The 16,813-nt window shown below is 67.4% G+C and carries 18 protein-coding genes and 1 tRNA gene; 4 read left to right on the top strand and 15 right to left on the bottom strand.

The window, feature by feature from the left end:
- From B1991_RS17890 to B1991_RS17875, 4 genes are all read left to right on the top strand, one after another.
- Window positions 1–1,730, top strand: a 1,730-nt coding sequence (locus B1991_RS17890; RefSeq protein ID WP_136260032.1) for a glutamine--tRNA ligase/YqeY domain fusion protein, incomplete at its 5' end; no start/stop codon positions are given.
- 10 nt (window positions 1,731–1,740) lie between these two features.
- Window positions 1,741–2,301: a nucleoside deaminase gene (locus B1991_RS17885; protein ID WP_136260031.1), complete on the top strand. Its 561-nt coding sequence runs from the start codon at window positions 1,741–1,743 to the stop codon at window positions 2,299–2,301.
- Window positions 2,298–3,008 (top strand): TVP38/TMEM64 family protein, encoded by a 711-nt coding sequence (locus B1991_RS17880; RefSeq protein WP_136260030.1) that lies wholly within the window; start codon window positions 2,298–2,300, stop codon window positions 3,006–3,008. The genes B1991_RS17885 and B1991_RS17880 overlap by 4 nt, the downstream gene beginning before the upstream one ends.
- 126 nt (window positions 3,009–3,134) lie before the next feature.
- Window positions 3,135–5,033: an ATP-binding response regulator gene (locus tag B1991_RS17875; protein ID WP_136260029.1), complete on the top strand. Its 1,899-nt coding sequence runs from the start codon at window positions 3,135–3,137 to the stop codon at window positions 5,031–5,033.
- A gap of 36 nt (window positions 5,034–5,069) precedes the next feature.
- Here the strand turns inward: B1991_RS17875 and B1991_RS17870 are convergent.
- The 15 genes from B1991_RS17870 to B1991_RS17800 all read right to left on the bottom strand — a co-directional run.
- Window positions 5,070–5,145 (bottom strand) — tRNA-Lys (locus B1991_RS17870).
- A 76-nt stretch (window positions 5,146–5,221) separates the two neighbouring features.
- On the bottom strand, window positions 5,222–5,908 hold the full coding sequence (gene queC, locus B1991_RS17865; RefSeq protein ID WP_136260028.1) for a 7-cyano-7-deazaguanine synthase QueC: 687 nt from the start codon (window positions 5,906–5,908) through the stop codon (window positions 5,222–5,224).
- Between the two features lie 111 nt (window positions 5,909–6,019).
- Window positions 6,020–6,709 (bottom strand): 7-carboxy-7-deazaguanine synthase QueE, encoded by a 690-nt coding sequence (gene queE, locus B1991_RS17860; protein WP_136260027.1) that lies wholly within the window; start codon window positions 6,707–6,709, stop codon window positions 6,020–6,022.
- 9 nt (window positions 6,710–6,718) lie between these two features.
- Window positions 6,719–7,489: a tol-pal system protein YbgF gene (gene ybgF, locus B1991_RS17855; RefSeq protein ID WP_484335374.1), complete on the bottom strand. Its 771-nt coding sequence runs from the start codon at window positions 7,487–7,489 to the stop codon at window positions 6,719–6,721.
- 65 nt (window positions 7,490–7,554) lie between these two features.
- Window positions 7,555–8,064, bottom strand: a complete 510-nt coding sequence (pal, locus tag B1991_RS17850) for a peptidoglycan-associated lipoprotein Pal (RefSeq protein ID WP_136260025.1) — start codon at window positions 8,062–8,064, stop codon at window positions 7,555–7,557.
- A 252-nt stretch (window positions 8,065–8,316) separates the two neighbouring features.
- Entirely contained in the window at window positions 8,317–9,645 is a 1,329-nt protein-coding gene (gene tolB / locus B1991_RS17845; protein WP_136260024.1) for a Tol-Pal system beta propeller repeat protein TolB, read from the bottom strand.
- Complete coding sequence (gene tolA / locus B1991_RS17840) at window positions 9,642–10,583, bottom strand: cell envelope integrity protein TolA (RefSeq protein ID WP_136260023.1); 942 nt, start codon at window positions 10,581–10,583, stop codon at window positions 9,642–9,644. Before tolA ends, tolB begins: the two co-directional genes overlap by 4 nt.
- Window positions 10,570–11,034, bottom strand: coding sequence for a protein TolR (tolR, locus tag B1991_RS17835; protein ID WP_136260022.1), 465 nt, complete (start codon window positions 11,032–11,034; stop codon window positions 10,570–10,572). Before tolR ends, tolA begins: the two co-directional genes overlap by 14 nt.
- Before the next feature lie 13 nt (window positions 11,035–11,047).
- Window positions 11,048–11,731: a protein TolQ gene (gene tolQ / locus B1991_RS17830; protein WP_136260021.1), complete on the bottom strand. Its 684-nt coding sequence runs from the start codon at window positions 11,729–11,731 to the stop codon at window positions 11,048–11,050.
- A 41-nt stretch (window positions 11,732–11,772) separates the two neighbouring features.
- Window positions 11,773–12,189, bottom strand: a complete 417-nt coding sequence (gene ybgC / locus B1991_RS17825; RefSeq protein ID WP_136260020.1) for a tol-pal system-associated acyl-CoA thioesterase — start codon at window positions 12,187–12,189, stop codon at window positions 11,773–11,775.
- Window positions 12,182–13,231: a Holliday junction branch migration DNA helicase RuvB gene (gene ruvB / locus B1991_RS17820; protein ID WP_136260019.1), complete on the bottom strand. Its 1,050-nt coding sequence runs from the start codon at window positions 13,229–13,231 to the stop codon at window positions 12,182–12,184. The genes ybgC and ruvB overlap by 8 nt, the downstream gene beginning before the upstream one ends.
- A gap of 139 nt (window positions 13,232–13,370) precedes the next feature.
- Window positions 13,371–15,287 carry a potassium transporter Kup gene (locus B1991_RS17815; protein ID WP_136260018.1) on the bottom strand — a complete coding sequence of 639 codons (1,917 nt, stop codon included), beginning with the start codon at window positions 15,285–15,287 and terminating at the stop codon, window positions 13,371–13,373.
- Between the two features lie 15 nt (window positions 15,288–15,302).
- Window positions 15,303–15,899: a Holliday junction branch migration protein RuvA gene (gene ruvA, locus B1991_RS17810; protein WP_136260017.1), complete on the bottom strand. Its 597-nt coding sequence runs from the start codon at window positions 15,897–15,899 to the stop codon at window positions 15,303–15,305.
- Entirely contained in the window at window positions 15,896–16,414 is a 519-nt protein-coding gene (gene ruvC / locus B1991_RS17805; RefSeq protein WP_136260016.1) for a crossover junction endodeoxyribonuclease RuvC, read from the bottom strand. Before ruvC ends, ruvA begins: the two co-directional genes overlap by 4 nt.
- Before the next feature lie 129 nt (window positions 16,415–16,543).
- The coding region (locus tag B1991_RS17800) for a YebC/PmpR family DNA-binding transcriptional regulator (protein ID WP_210772169.1) at window positions 16,544–16,813 on the bottom strand (270 nt) is incomplete at its 5' end.

Here is a 16,813-nt window from a genome sequence, read left to right as displayed (position 1 = left end):
CCCCCGCCCCGACCGCCGCACCGCAGGACTTCATCCGGCAGATCGTGCGCGACGACCTGGCCTCGGGCAAACACGCGGCGATCCACACCCGTTTCCCGCCGGAACCCAACGGTTACCTGCACATCGGCCACGCCAAGGCGATCTGCCTCTCCTTCGGCATCGCGAAGGAGTTCGACGGCTGGTGCAACCTGCGCCTGGACGACACCAATCCCGGCAGGGAAGACCCGGAGTTCGTCGAGGGCATCAAGGAAGACGTGCGCTGGCTCGGCTTCCAGTGGCACGAGCTGCGCCACGCCTCGGACTATTTCGACGTGTTCTACCGCGGCGCGCTCAAGCTGATCGAGGACGGCAAGGCCTACGTGGACGACCTTGACGCCGAGCAGGTGCGCGCCTATCGCGGCACGCTGACCGAACCGGGCCGCAACTCGCCGTACCGCGAGCGCTCGATCGAGGAGAACCTGGATCTGTTCAAGCGCATGCGCGCCGGCGAGTTCGCCGACGGCAGCAAGACCCTGCGCGCGAAAATCGACATGGCCGCCGGCAACATCAACCTGCGCGACCCGGCGCTGTATCGCATCCGCAAGATCGCCCACCAGAACACTGGCGACGCGTGGCCGATCTACCCGATGTACGACTACGCGCACGCGCTGTCCGACGCGATGGAAGGCATCACCCACTCGCTGTGCACGCTGGAGTTCGAGGACCACCGGCCGCTGTACGACTGGTGCGTGGACAACGTCGACCTGCCGGCGCATCCGCAGCTGTGGCAGTCGGTGGTCGAGGCCGGGCTGGAAGCGAAGCCGGCCAAGCCGCGGCAGATCGAATTCTCGCGGCTCAACCTCAGCTATTGCATCACCAGCAAGCGCAAGCTGGCCCAGCTGGTCAACGAGAATTTCGTCGACGGCTGGGACGACCCGCGCATGAACACCCTGCGCGGCCTGCGCCGGCGCGGTTTCACCCCGGCCGGGCTGCGCCTGCTGATCGAGCGCGTGGGCGTCTCCAAGCAGAACAGCGTGATCGACTATGCGGTGCTGGAAGGTTGCATCCGCGAGGACCTCGACGCCACCGCCGCGCGGCGCATGGCGGTGCTCGATCCGCTCAAGCTGGTGCTTACCAACCTGCCCGAGGGCCACGAGGAAACCCTGACTTTCCCCAACCATCCCAAGGACGAAAGCTTCGGCACCCGCCAGGTACCGTTCGCGCGCGAAGTGTGGATCGAGCGCGACGATTTCGCCGAGGTGCCGCCGAAGGGCTTCCACCGGTTGAAGCCGGACGGCGAGGTGCGCCTGCGCGGCGTCGGCATCGTCAAGTGCACCGAGGTGATCAAGGACGCAGGCGGCCACGTGACCGAGCTGCACGGCACGCTCGATCCGGACACGCGCCATGGCCTGCCCGGCGCCGACCGCAAGGTGAAGGGCACCATCCACTGGGTCAGCGCAAAGCATGCAGTGGCCGCGGAGGTGCGTCTGTACGACCGTCTGTTCGGCGTGGCCGCGCCTGACGGCGAGGACGACGGCAAGAACTGGCTGGAGCACATCAACCCCGAGGCCAAGCGGGTGGTCCGTGGCTGGCTGGAGCCGGCGGCTGCGAACGTCGATCCCGAGCAGCGTTTCCAGTTCGAGCGGCTGGGCTACTTCGTCGCCGATCGCCACGACCACCGCGCCGACGCGCCGGTGTTCAACCGCACCGTGACCCTGCGCGACGTGTGGGCACGCGCGGCTGGCCAGTAGGAAGACCGCCATGCTGCCACTGCAGATCCACCTGACCCTGCCGCCCTGGATCGGCGACGTGGCCGACACCAACAAGCGTTACCACAGCGACGAGGAGCGCGTGGGGCTGGCGGTCGAGCTGTCACGGCAGAACGTGGAGCGTGGCGGCGGCGGGCCGTTCGGCGCGGCAGTGTTCAACAACCACAGCGGGCGGCTGGTCGCCGTCGGCGTCAACCGCGTGGTGCCGCAAGGCTGCTCGGTCGCCCACGCCGAGATGATGGCGATCATGATCGCCCAGCAGCGCCTCAGCCGGCACCGCCTCAACGAGGACGGCAGCCAGTACGCGCTGGCCACCAGCTCGCAGCCGTGCTGCCAGTGCTACGGCGCCAGCGTATGGGCCGGTATCGACGAATTGCTGATCGGCGCGCGTTCGGAGGATGTGGAAGAACTCACGCAGTTCGATGAGGGCCCGCTGCCGGTGGACTGGATCGGCGAACTGACCCGGCGCCACATCGCCGTGCGCCGCGACATCCTGCGCGACCAGGCCCGCGACGTGCTCGCCAGTTACGGCGCCACCGGCACGCCCTATTGAGTCGCTGGCGCGCCGCGCTGCCGCTGGTCCTGCTGCTGCTGGCAGGCGTGCTGCTGTTCGCTTCCGGTTCGCTGCACGCACTGACCCCACGCCAGTTGCTCGCCCACCAGGCCGAGCTGCACGCCTTGATCGAGCAACACCCGTGGCTGACCCGGCTGGCCTACGTCGGCCTGCTGACCCTGGGCGTGGCCACCGGCATTCCCGGCACCATCGTGATCATCCTGGCCGGCGGCTTCGCCTTCGGCGTGATCGATGCCACGCTGAGCTCGTCGGTAGGACTCACCCTGGGCGCGCTGATCCTGTACCTGGCGAGCCGCCAGGCATTCGGACCGGGCAGCTCACAGCCACCGCCGCTGGTCGCGCGGCTGCACCACGGCTTCGAGCGCCATCCGGTCAGCTACACGCTGTTCCTGCGTTTCGTGCCGGTGCTGCCGTTCGGCGCGGTCACCGTGGCACTGGCCTGGCTGCGTTGCCCGCTGTGGCTGTTCCTGGGCGCCAGCTGGCTGGGCGGCACGGTATCGCTGGTGTTCGAGACCTCGATCGGTGCCGGCCTGGCCGACGCGATGGGCCAGAGCGACAGCATCGGCCTGGGCCTGTTCATGCACCGCGAGGTGCTGCTCCCGCTGGGCGCCATCGCCCTGCTTGCCCTGCTGCCCCTGCTGCTCGAACGGCTGGCGCGGCGCCGGCACCGCCACACCGGCCAGTGAACGCGGGCCGGCGCCCCCTTTGCGCGGGCGTTGCGCTACATTCCGGGCAACGGTACCCGGCGCGCACGATGCATCCCGCGGCGGCGCCGGAGTATCGGCGGGGTGATTCGATGGGGCGGGCAAGCGATGGATCAGGCGGGCAACTCCTGGCTGGCAAGGTTGTGGCACCACACGTCGCTGGTCCAGCGCATGGCCTTCGTGGCGCTGGTACCCACCTTGATCACGGCCGCATTGCTGGTGACCCTGCTCACCCAGCGCCAACTGGACACCCTGCACCAGATGGCGCGCGGCAACGCCCACGCCATCGCCACCCAGACCGCATCGGTGTGCGTGCAGCCATTGCGGGCGATGCGGCTGCGCGAACTGCTGCGCATCGCCGATTCGATCGGTGAACTGCCCCATGTGACGCGCGTGCAGATCCGCACTGCGGACGGCCAGATCCTGGCCGATCATCGCGCCGACGACGACGGCTACGACGTCACCAGCGTGGTACACGAGGTAGTCGACACCGAGCAGGCGACGCCGCAGGTGCTGGGCTCGGTGCTGGTCGACGTGAGCTTGCGTGACGCCGTCACCGCACAGCGGGCCACCCTGCGCCACGCCCTGATCGCGCTGCTGCTGAGCCTGCTGGTGGCCGGCGTGATCGGCTGGCAGGCGGCGCGCTGGATCAGCGCGCCGTTGCGGCGCCTGGCCGGCGCGGTGGGGCAACTGGGTCGGGACGACCAGCCCGCCAGCGTGCCGGTGACCGATCACACCGAGATCGGCGAGCTGCAGCGGGGATTCAACCACGCTGCCGCCGCGCTGTTCGAGAGCCGCCGTAGCCTGCACGAGCGCATCGAGGAAGCCACGCTCGAACTGGAACACAAGAATGCCGCGCTGGAAGCGGCCAGCGAAAGCCGCTCGCGCTTCCTCGCCGCCGCCGCGCACGACCTGCGCCAGCCGCTGTACGCGCTGACGCTGTTCTCGGCCGCGCTGGCGCTCGACGAGCACGATCCGCTGCGGTTGGATCGCATCGCACACATCCAGGAGTGCGTGCACTCGCTCGACCACCTGTTCGGCGAGCTGCTGGATCTGTCGCGACTGGAAGCCGGCGCGGTGCAGGTCGAGATCAGCGAATTTCCGCTCAACCAGGTATTCGCCGAAGTCAGCCGCACCTTCAGCATGGTGGCCGAGCAACGCGGGCTGGTGCTGCGCCTCCACCCCGTGCGCCACTGGGTACGCAGCGACCGCACGATGCTCACGCGCATGCTCAACAACCTGGTCAGCAATGCCTTGCGCTTCACCCACCGCGGCGGCGCCCTGATCGGCGCGCGACGCTGCGGCGACGACCGCCTGCGCATCGAGGTGTGGGATACCGGCAGCGGCATCGCCGCCGAACACCTGACGCACGTGTTCGACGAGTTCTATCGCATCGACGACCACAGCGACGCCGGACTCGCCGACGGCTCCCAGTCGGGCCTCGGCCTGGGCCTGGCCACGGTACAGCGGCTGGCGGAGCTGCTCGACACCGTGGTCGAGGTGGACTCGCGGCCCGGTCGCGGCAGCATGTTCCACTTCGAGCTGCCGCTGGCCAGCGCCCAGATGCTGCCGCCGCCAACCGAGGCGGAGCAAGAGCCCGCCGGCGACCTGGCGGGCCGCCGCGTGCTCGTGCTGGACGACGATCCGGCAATCCTCTCCGGCATCCGCTTCCTGCTGCGCAGCTGGGGCTGCGACGTCGCGGTGGCCGAGGACCATCAGCAGGCGCAGGAGGCGATCGAGGACTGGCCGGCACCGGTCGACATCGTGATCTGCGACCTGCACCTGCGCTCGGGCGAGCGAGGCACCGACCTGTTCGCCGAACTCGACCGGCTCTACGAACGCGACGGCGAGACCCGCTTCGCGCGCCTGCTGGTGACCGGCGAGACGCGCGCCGAGCGCCTGCAGGAGGTGCTCGCCGACAAGCTGACGGTGCTGTACAAACCGGTTTCGCCGCAGCGATTGCGCAGCGCGATGCTGGCCGCGCTGGCCGCCCGCGATAACGCTTGACATCGCCTGCAGCTGCGAACGGCGGCGCGTGGGAGTTGGTGGGTCGTCCGGGACTCGAACCCGGGACCAATAGATTAAAAGTCTACTGCTCTACCAACTGAGCTAACGACCCGTGCGTATGCCCGGCCTCGGCCGGGCAAGCCTTCGATTTTACGGTGTGCACCATGATGGCACAAGCAAACGCGCGCTCACGCGTAGCGCGTGGGATCGGCCATGCCGGCCTCGCGGAAGCCCTGGGCGCGTAGCCGGCAGGCGTCGCAGTGGCCGCAGGCGCGACCCTCGTCATCGGCGCGGTAGCAGCTGACCGTGGCCGCGAAGTCGACGCCCAGACGCTGACCTTCGCGCGCGATGTCGGCCTTGCTCATGTGCATCAGCGGCGCGTGCACGCGGATGCCCGCACCCTCTACTCCGGCCTTGGTCGCCACATTGGCCAGTGCCTCGAACGCCGCGACAAAGGCCGGCCGGCAATCCGGGTAGCCCGAGTAATCGACCGCGTTGACGCCGCACCAGATGTCGCTGGAACCGAGCACCTCGGCCCAGCCCAGTGCGATCGACAGCATGATGGTGTTGCGCGCCGGCACGTAGGTGACCGGGATGTCGGCGCTGTCACCCGCGTCGAGAGGGACGTCGATCTCGGCGGTGAGCGCCGAGCCGCCGATGCTGCGCAGGTCGACGGCCACGGTCTTGTGCTCGACCGCGCCCAGCATGGTCGCCACGCGATCGGACGCTGCCAGTTCGGACTGGTGGCGCTGACCATAGGCGACGCTCAGCGCGTGCACCTGGTAGCCCTGTTCACGGGCGATCGCGATGGTGACGGCCGAATCCATGCCGCCGGAAACGAGCACGACGGCCTTGCGGGAATGCTGGTCAGACATGGTTTGCATCCATCAAAAACGAAAAACGGCGAGAAGCGAGTGAATAAGGAGTGAGAAAAGGTGTTGCTCGCCGATGTTCCCCCGCTTCTCATTCCTCGCTTCCCGCTCCCTCTACTTGCCTTTCGCGTCGTTCCACAGCAGCTTGTGCAGCTGCAGCTGGAACCGCACGTCGAGCTTGTCGGCAAGGATCCACTCGGCCAGCTCGCGCGGTTCGACCGCGCCGTGCACCGGGGAAAACAGCACCATGCAGCGATCGGTCAGGCCGTGCTCGGTCAGCATGGCGCGCGCCCACTCGTAGTCGCCGCGACTGGCGAGCACGATCTTGATCTGGTCGTGGGCCAGCAGATGATCGAGGTTGGACCACAGGTTGCGGCCGCTCTCGCCGGAATCGGGCGCCTTCAGGTCCATCACCTTGTGCACGCGCGGATCCACCGCCGAGACGTCAAGCGCGCCGGAGGTTTCCAGCGACACCTCGTAGCCGGCGTCGCACAGCTTGCGCAGCAGGATCAGGCAGCGCTTCTGCGCCAGCGGCTCGCCACCGGTGACGCAGACGTGTTTCGCACCGTGCCGCGCGACCTCGGCCAGGATGTCGTCGATCGCGTGCCAGTCGCCGCCGTGGAACGAATACTCGGTATCGCACCATACGCAGCGCAGCGGACAACCGGTGAGGCGCACGAACACGGTGCGCCAGCCGATGGCATCGGCTTCGCCCTGGATCGAGTGGAAGATCTCGGTGATGCGCAGGCGCTCGGCCGCCACCGCAGGCGTGGCGGACCCCACGCGAGCCTCCTCACCGTTCACCGCTGCGCCTCAGCCGCCGGCCTGGATTTGCAGGCGCTGCAGGCGCTCCTGCGCCAGGCTCGCCGAGTCCGACCCGGGATACTTGGCGACCACCTGCTTCAGCGTGGCCTTGGCCGCGTCGACCTGCTTCAGCTCGATCTGGCAATAGCCGACCTTGAGCAGCGCATCGGGAGTCTTGTCGCTTTGCGGGAACTGCGACACCAGCTGCTTGAACGCATCCAGCGCCACGCCGTAGTTGGTGGTGACGAAATACGATTGCCCCAGCCAGTACCAGGCATTGGGCACCAGCGCATGGTTCGGATACTGCTGGATGAAGGCGCGGAACTCGCGCGAAGCGACCGCGTAATTGCCATTGCGGATCGACTGGAATGCCTGGTCGTAGGCCGCCTGTGCCGCGACCGGATCGGCCGTGGTGGCGCTGCTCGATGCCGATGCGGGCGTGCCCGACGCGCTGGCAGAAGTTGCCGCCGTCGTCGCTGCCGCTGCCGGGGTGCCGGCTTGCGCCGACGCATTGCCCGCACCACCACCTTCGAGACGCGCGAGACGCGCGTCGAGGTCGCCGTACTGGGCCTTGTTCTTGTCCTCGAGCACTTGCAGCTGATGCTGCAGCTCCTCGATCTGACCCTGCATCTGGCGCACTTGCGAGCTCAGTTGCTGGATCTGGTTGACCAGGCCGGTGCCGTTCTGGTCGCGATTCTGCGTTTGCTGCTCCAGCCGGCTGACGCGATCCGCCAGGCTGAGTCGGGCGTCCTGCGCCAATACCGGGAACGCGAACAGCATGGCGGACGCCAAGGCGCCCGCCATGCTGATCCTGGCCGAAAAACCCTTAGCCAGTCGCTTCATCATTACTGCGCCGTGTAGACGATCTCGACGCGGCGGTTCTTGCTCCAGCAGTCTTCATTGTGCTCGCGGCAGACCGGCTTTTCCTTGCCGTAGCTGATGATCGTCATCTGGCTGGCCGAGCCGCCATTGGCCTGCAGCGCGCTGTCGACGGCATTGGCACGACGCTCGCCGAGGCCCAGGTTGTACTCGCGGGTGCCGCGCTCGTCGGTGTTGCCTTCCAGACGCAGCTGGGCGCTCGGGCGATCCTGCAGGTACTTGGCGTGGCACGCCATGATCTGCTGGAACTCCGGCTTGATCTCGGACTTGTCGAAGTCGAAGTACACGACGCGCTGACGCAGGCAGGCGTCGGTGTCGAGGTCGGCGGGGGTGTACTTGCCATCGGACACGGGGGCGGCCGGCGGCGGCGCGGTCTGCTCGACCGGCGGCTGCGGCTTGACTTCCTGCTTCTTGCTGCACGCAGCTGCACCCACGCAGAGCAAGGCAACCAGGGCAATGCGAACGGTTTTGTTCATGGTGACATTCCTTATAACGAGTTGAGTTCCGACAAACAGATGACGAGGAGGTTACAAACGCTGGTCGCCGGTTGACCGGCTGTTATTTTGACATGCGAAAGATCGACGATGCGTGATGCTGCATGGCCGCTCTGCCTGGCAGGTCCGCAATCGCGCGTCCCACCCGAAACCGAAACGCGCCGATGGCGCCGTTCGGGCCCGTTCCATGGGCATCATGTCGCCGCGCGGCTGCCCGCGGGGCGACACGAAAATTCAAGGTTCCCGATAAGGCCCCCAAGAGGGTTCCTGGACGTTGCCCTCGGCGAGGCGCAGGCGATCACGCACCATACCGTCGCTGGACACGGAATACAGGACTCCACGACTACCTTCGGTGGCTGAGTACAGCAGCATGCTGGCATTGGGTGCGAAGCTGACCGAGTCGTCCAGCGGGCCTGGCGAAATGAACCGCTGTTGCCCGCCCAGACTCTGATCCTGAATGACAATACGATACACGTTCCCGCCGCCCTGCACCATCGCGATCTGCTTGCCGTCGTAGCTCACCGAGGCCTTGGCGTTGTACTGGCCCTCGAAGGTGATCCGCTGCGGCGTGCCGCCCGTGGCCGGCACCTGGTAGATCTGCGGCCGACCGGACCGGTCGGAGGTGAAATAGATGCTCTGGCCGTCCGGCGCCCAGACCGGCTCGGTGTCGATCGACAGGCTGTTGGTCAGCCGGGTGGCCTGGTGGCTGGCCAGGTCGATCACGAAGATTTCCGGGTTGCCGACATAGGACAGCGACACCGCCAGCTTCTTCCCGTCCGGCGACCACGACGGCGCGCCGTTGATGCCCTTGCGGGCGGACACCAGCTGGCGCGCTCCGGTGAGGATGTTCTGGATGCGGATCGAGGAGTTGCCGTCCTCGAACGAAACGTAGGCGATGCTGGAGCCGTCCGGCGACCAGGCCGGCGACAGCAGCGACTCGCGCGAACGCACCGCCACCTGCGGGTTGTAGCCGTCGGAATCGGCGACGATCAGCGAATAGGTCGTGTTGTTGCCCAGCCCCACCGAGGTGACGTAGGCGATGCGCGTCCAGAAGGCGCCGCGCACGCCGGTGATCTTCTCGTAGATCTTGTCGGCCATGCGGTGTGCCACGCTGCGCAGGTCGCCGGCCGGCGTGGTGAAGGTGCCACCGAGCAACTCCTGCTGCTTGTTGACGTCCCACAGCTCGTAGGTGACGGTGAGCGTACCGTTGCCGGCATCACCGATGCGCCCGACCACGATGTAGTCCTGCTTGAGCAGCCGCCAGGTGGCGAACTTGATCTCCGACCCCTGCGACGGCGTCTCCACGATGTCGCTCCTGGCCAGCGAGCGGAACTTGCCGGAGCGGTTGAAATCGTTGCGCATCACGTCGGCCACGTCGGTCGACAGCGGCGCACCGCCCTGCTGGGCGAACGGCACCACCACGATCGGCGTGGCGGTCTTGACGCCGCCGACGATGTCCACCGTCAGCGGTGACTGCGCCACCACCGGGCCGGCAAACAGCGCGGCCGCGGCCAGCATGAGGAGGGCGATGCCGAGGCTGAACTTTCGGGTGGGCTTGGTCATTGCGGCCTGAAGGTGAAGGTGAGATTGCGCCGGAACACTTTTTCGAAACCCTTGTACGGCAAGGTCTTGGTGCGCAGCACGGCGTTTTCCACCGAGCGCCTTCCGGCCTCGTCATACGGACAACTGGAGTCGACTGTGGCGCTCAGGACGTCACCGCCGGGTGATTGCACGATGTGAACATCGCACGGAGCCTCGGGCATGTTATCCGGACGCAACCAGTTCGGTGTGACCGCATTCTGAATGGCCGCGGCGTACTCGCTGCTCAGGTCGCTGTCCGGACTGTTGTTTCCGGTCTGCAGCTGGGAGGCATTGGGCAGGTCGGAGCGCGCGTTGTCCTGGGCGTTCTTCAGATCCGCCAACTGCTGCTGGGCCTGCTTGGCCTTGTTGTCCAGTTGCCGGGTCTGCGCCGAGGCAGCCGCCATCTTGGCGAAGATCGCGTCCAGCTTCTTGCGCTCCTCATCCTTCTTTTTGGCCGCCTGGGCGTCCAATTCGGCCTGGCGCTGGCGCTCCTTCTCCTCCTGCACTTTCTTCGCCTCTTCGGCCTTCAGTGCGGCGTCCTCGACCACGCGCTCCTGGTCGACCGTGTCCGGATGCTTGGGAGGCGGCGGCAACTGGCTGACCGCCGGCTTTTCCGGCGTCGGCTTGGGCGGGGTGACGGTGGGCGGCGGCGGCACCGTGTTCGGCACCGGCTTGACCTTGACCGCCTTCGGCGGCGGGCTGCCGGTGGGGCCGATCAGGGTGGCCTCGATGATCGGGCCCTGCAGCTTCAGCGGCGCCGTGCAGGTGATCGGGTTCATCCACGCCGGCAGGTGCAGCGCGTTGAAGAAACTCTCGTACGACGCGCACGGCAGCACGGCGAGGAACAGGAATCCCACGATGCCGATGTGCAATACGGCGGACAGCACGACCGCCTTCGGCGTCGCCCTACTTTCGTCCATCGGACGCGCCCTTGCCTGGCTCGTTCGCGGGGCCCGGCTGGCCCATCAGGCCGACCTTGGCCACGCCGGCGGCCTGCAGGTCGGCCAGCACCTTGAACACGCCGCCATAGCTCCCGCGCTCGTCGCCGCCGACCAGCACGTTCACCTGCGGGTTCTCGCGCACGAAGGCGCCGACCTTGAGCTTGAGCGTGTCCTCGTCCACCAGCTCCTTCTTCGCCCCGCTCAGGGTGAGGTAGAGCTGGCCGTCCTGCAGCACCGACACCAGCACCGGATCCTTCTTCTGCTGCAGCGACTTGGCGTCGGACTGCGGCAACTGCACGTCGACGCTGTTGTTGAGCATCGGCGTGGTGACCATGAAGATGATCAGCAGCACCAACATCACGTCGATGTAGGGCACGACGTTGATCTCGGACTTCAGCTTGTAGCGCTTGTGGCGCCCGGAGGTTCGCATGATCGCTCTCCGCTCAGGCCGCGTCGTCGGTCTGGATCTGCCGCTGCAGCACGGAGGAGAACTCCTCCTGGAACACGTCGTAGCGCGAGGCGATGCGCTCGACCTTGGTGGCATAGCGGTTGTACGCCCACTGCGCCGGGATCGCGGCGAACAGGCCCATGGCAGTGGCGATCAGCGCCTCGGAAATGTGCGGAGCGACCACGGCGATGGTCACGTCCTTCATGTCGCCCAGCCCCTGGAACGCGCCCATGATGCCCCACACGGTGCCGAACAGGCCGACGTACGGACTGATCGAGCCGACGTTGGCAAGGAACTCCAGGTTGCGCTCGAGCAGGCCGATCTCGCGGGTGCCGGCCACCTGCATCGCGCGCTCGGAACCCTCGATCGCCGCGCGCGCGTCGTGCGTCTTGCGCTGGCGCTGGCGGGCGAACTCGCGGAAGCCCGATTCGAAGATGTTCTCGATGCCGCCGCTGTCGCCGCGATTGCTGACCTCGCGGAACAGCTGGGCCAGGTCGCCGCCGGACCAGAAGCGCTCCTCGAACGCCTCGGCGTCTTCCAGCGCAGCCTTGGTCTGGGTGTACTTGCGGATGATGATCACCCACGACAGGAACGAGAACACCAGCAGAATCAGCAGCACCAGTTGCACCGGCAGGCTTGAATCGGCCACCAGCGTGAAAATGTTCAGTCCACCATTCATGGCTTGCGGGTTCTCCGTGGGGTTCGGCGAGGGTCGGGTTTTCAGGCGGAGAGCGGCGGGATCAGGTCCGGCGGTATCGGCGCCGGGCGCATGCGCTCAAGTTCCACGCAGGCCACCCGCACGCTGGCACGAACCAGGCAACTGCCGTCCACCTTCAGAATCGTCTGGGCGAACAGGATACTGGCCGCGCGCCGTTCTTTGACTTCCACCGTCACGGACAGTTCATCATCCAGCAGGGCAGGCCGCAGGAAGTCGATGTGCATGTCGCGCACCATGAAGGCCAGCCCGGTGGCCTGCTTGTACGCCATCTGGTCGACGCCCAGCGCGCGCATCCATTCACTGCGGGCGCGCTCCATGAAACGCAGGTAGCCGGCGTGGTAGACCACGCCGCCGGCGTCGGTGTCTTCCCAGTAGACGCGCACCGGCCAGCGGAACGGCGTGGCGACCGGCTCAGACATCGCCGGCATCGCCCTGGAACAGGTCGGCCGCCGGCTGCTGCCGCGCCGGCGGCACCAGCCCGAGATAGCGCCAGCCCTTGCTGCTGATCATGCGCCCGCGCGCGGTGCGGATCAGGTAGCCCTGCTGGATCAGGTAGGGCTCGACCACGTCTTCCAGCGTGCCGCGATCCTCGCTCAGCGCGGCGGCCAGCGATTCCACGCCGACCGGGCCGCCGTCGAAGTTCTCCACGATCAGGCCGAGCAGGCGCCGGTCCAGTTCGTCGAAGCCCTCCGGATCGATCTTCAGCATGTCCAGCGCGGCCTGGGCCGCCGCCAGGGTGATCTCGCCGCCGGCGCGTACCTCGGCGTAATCGCGCACGCGACGCAGCAGGCGGTTGGCGATGCGCGGGGTGCCACGCGAGCGGCGGGCGATCTCCTGTGCGCCTTCCGGCGCGCACACGATGCCGAGGATCTTCGCTGCCCGGCGCACGATCGCGGTCAGCTCGTCGGCACTGTAGAACTCCAGCCGCTGCACGATGCCGAAGCGGTCGCGCAGCGGCGCGGTGAGCATGCCGGCGCGGGTGGTGGCGCCGATCAGGGTGAACGGCGGCAGGTCGAGCTTGATCGAGCGCGCGGCCGGGCCCTCGCCGATCATGATGTCGATCTGGAAATCCTCCATTGCCGGATAGAGCACTTCCTCGACCACCGGCGACAGCCGATGGATCTCGTCGACGAACAGCACGTCGTTCGCTTCCAGGTTGGTCAGCAGCGCGGCCAGGTCGCCGGCGCGCTCCAGCACCGGGCCGGAGGTCGAGCGCAGGTTGACGCCCAGCTCGTTGGCGATCACGTGGCTCAGCGTGGTCTTGCCCAGGCCGGGCGGACCGAACACCAGCACGTGGTCCAGCGCGCCGTCACGCTTCTTCGCCGCCTCGATGTAGATCGACAGCTGCTCGCGCACTGCCTGCTGACCGAGATACTCGGCCAAGCGCTTCGGCCGGATGGTCGCCTCCAGCGCCTCGTCGTCGAGCTGGGCGGATGCGGCGATGATGCGGGGTTCGGTCATGGGGGAATTATGACGGCTTGGACGCTTGAATGGGGCTGAAGTCGACAGCAAGCGCGCCGTGCCCATGAGTCGAGGAAGTGCTTTCCCCCACCTCTTCGACTCGTCAGGGTTGGGCGACGCCCAACCCCGGCTCCGCGAATCAGATCTCCACCTGCGCCCCCAGCTCGATCAGCCGGTTACCGGGAATCTGGAAGAAGGCGGTGGCGGGCAGCGCGTTGCGCGCCATGAAGGCGAACAACTTGTCGCGCCAGGGCGCCATGCCGGGGCGCCGTTCGCTGGAGACGATGCTTTCGCGCGACAGGAAGAAGGTGGTGTCCATCATGTCGAAACCGAGCCCTTCGCGGGTGCAGCGCGACAGGGCCAGCGGAATGTTGGGGTCCTCGGCGAAACCGAAGCGCAGTTCCAGGCTGTAGAAATCGTCGCTCAGCCGGCTGATCTGGATGCGCTCCTCCGCATCGGCTACCGGCGTCTCCAGAATCGCCACGGTGAGCAGCACGTTGCGCTCGTGCAGCACCTTGTTGTGCTTGAGGTTGTGCAGCAGCGCATGCGGCACGGCCTCCTGATTGGCGGTCAGGAACACCGCCGTACCCGGCACCCGGGTGGGCGGATGCTCGGTCATGTTCTCGATGAACGGCGCCAGCGCCAGGCCGCCCTGCTTGATCTCGCGCACCACCAACTCGCGGCCGCGACGCCAGGTGGTCATCACGGTGAACAGCAGCACGCCGAGCACCAGCGGGAACCAGCCGCCGTCGGGAATCTTCAGTGTGTTGGCGCCGAAATAGCTCAGGTCGATCACCAGCAGCAGCAGGCCGGAGAGGATCACCACGGTGCGGCTCCAGTGCCACATGCGGCGCGCCACGATCATGGTCAGCACAGTGTCGATCGCCATGGTGCCGGTCACCGCGATGCCGTAGGCGCCGGCCAGCGCATTGGAGGAGCCGAAGCCGATCACGGTGGCGATCACCGCTACCATCAGGCCGCGGTTGACCCACGGCAGGAAGATCTGCCCGATCGCCTCGCGCGAGGTGTGCACCACCTGCATGCGTGGCAGGAAGCCGAGCTGGATCGCCTGCCGACACACAGTGAACGCGCCGGAGATCACCGCCTGCGAGGCGATGACGGTAGCCAGCGTGGCCAGCCCGATCATCGGGTACAGCGCCCAGCCCGGTACCGAATGGTAGAACGGGTTGGCGATCGCCTCCGGATGGTTGAGCAGCAAGCCGCCCTGGCCGTAGTAATTCAGCAGCAGCGCCGGCATCACGAAACCGAACCACGCCGCGCGGATCGGGTAGCGACCGAAGTGGCCCATGTCGGTGTACAGCGCCTCGGCGCCGGTCACGCACAGCACCACCGAGCCGAGCGCCAGGAACGAAGCCGCGCCGTGCGTCATGAAGAACTGCACCGCATGGTACGGATTGAGCGCCCACAGCACGCCCGGCGCCTTGATGATGTTGTGCACGCCGATCACGGCCAGCGCCAGGAACCACAGCATCATGATCGGCCCGAACAGCACGCCGATGCGGGCGGTACCGTGGCGCTGCAGCCAGAACAGGCCGAGCAGGATCACCACGGTGATCGGCACCACGTAGTGCGACAGCGACGGCGCGGCGACCTGCAGGCCCTCGACCGCCGAGAGCACCGAGATCGACGGCGTGATCACGCCATCGCCGAAGAACAGCGCGGCGCCGAGCAAGGCCATCAGCATGATCGCCCGCCGCGCACGCACCGACTTGCCGGCCGCGCGCTGGGCCAGGGTCATCAACGCCATGATGCCGCCCTCGCCCTTGTTGTCGGCGCGCATCACCAGGCTGACGTACTTCACCGCCACCACCATGATCAACGACCAGGTGACCAGCGACAGGATGCCCAGCACCGTGCTCGGGTGCGGGTGCAGGCCGTGATCGGGCAGGAAGGTCTCGTGCATCGTGTACAGCGGGCTGGTGCCGATGTCGCCGAACACCACGCCCAGCGCCCCGAGGATCAGGGCCGACCTGGCGCCGTGGCCGTTGTCGGCGCCGCTGGAAGCGGGTGCCTGGTCGTGCACTTGTTCGCTCATGGAAATCCTGACGGCCTAGTTGCCCAACGCGGCGCGCAAGGCCTTGCGGATGATGGCCTCGGCGCTGTCACCGTCCGCGGCGACCTTCTGCACCAGCCGGCTCACTTCGACGGGCTTGTAGCCGAGCTGCTGCAGCGCCGCCGTGGCCTCGCCCGCCGCGTCGAGGGGCGCGGCGGCACCCGGCAGGGATACGCCGCCGGGAGTGGACAGGCCGTCGACGCGGTCGCGCAGCTCCACCACGATGCGCTCGGCGGTCTTCTTGCCGATGCCGGGGATCTTGGTCAGCGCCACCACGTCACCGGCGTGCACCAGCCGGGCGAAATGATCGGTGGAAACCCCCGACAGCACCGCCAGCGCGATCTTCGCGCCGATGCCGCTGACCTTGAGCAGGCTGCGAAACAGCGCGCGTTCGTTCTCGCGCAGGAAGCCGTACAGCGCGACGCTGTCCTCCTTCACCGCGTGGTGGATCAGCAGGATCACTTCGGTGCCGGTGGCCGGCAGGTCGTAGATCGTCGACATCGGCGCCTCGACCTCGTAGCCGACGCCGGCCACTTCCACCAGCAGCGAAGGTGGCTGGCGGGAAATCAGGGTGCCACGCAGTCGGCCGATCACCGGCGCCGCCTCCACGCCGTGCGCGGAATGCCGACGCGGGCCAGGCTGGCGCGGGTGTGCGCGTGCGCCACCGCGATGGCCAGCGCATCGGCGGCGTCACCCTGCAACGGCCCCTTGAGGCCGAGCAGCACGCCGACCATGTGCTGCACTTGCGCCTTGTCGCCGCGGCCGCTGCCGACCACGGACTGCTTGACCTCGGTTGCCGCGTATTCGTGCACCACGATCCCCTGACTGACCACCGCGCAGATCGCGGCGCCGCGCGCCTGCCCCAGTTTCAGCGCCGAATCCGCATTGCGCGCCATGAATACGCGCTCGATGCCGCACTCGACCGGCCGATGGGCGGCGATGATGTCACACAGTTCGTCAAAGATGCGTTTCAGGCGCAGCGGGAAACTCGCCTCGCCGGCCACCGCCAGCGCGCCATGGAACACATGGACCAGCTTGCCGGCGTCATCGACGTCGATGATGCCCACGCCCGTGCGCTGGCTGCCGGGATCGATGCCGATGATGCGCACGGCACGGGATTCGGGGTTCGGGATTCGGGATTCGGGAAAAGCCACGGCTCGCACCTTACTCATCCGGCGAGTGCAGGGCGAGTCGAAGCACTTGCCCTGCGCTCTTGCGAATCCCAATCCCGAATCCCGTCACGACGCTGCCGGCAAGGCGGCGTTGTGCGAGACCTCGCTCACGTCGTCCAGCGCGTCGAGCTTGTCGAGCAGGTCCTGCAGCGGCTCCAGCGCCTCCGCCGGCACTTCGACGCGATTGTTGGGGCGCATCACCACGCCGGCGTGCACGGCATTGAGGCCGGCGTCGATCAGGGCCTGCTGCACGGCCTCGAAATGCTCCGGCGCGCACAGCACGATGCTCTCGCCGTGCTCGTTGATCACGTCGTCGGCGCCCGCCTCCAGCGCCGA

It is taken from the genome of Rhodanobacter lindaniclasticus (assembly GCF_004799035.1).
Lineage (GTDB): Bacteria > Pseudomonadota > Gammaproteobacteria > Xanthomonadales > Rhodanobacteraceae > Rhodanobacter > Rhodanobacter lindaniclasticus.
Note: the sequence above shows the minus strand (reverse complement) of the source record. Positions and strands in the feature narration are given on the sequence as shown.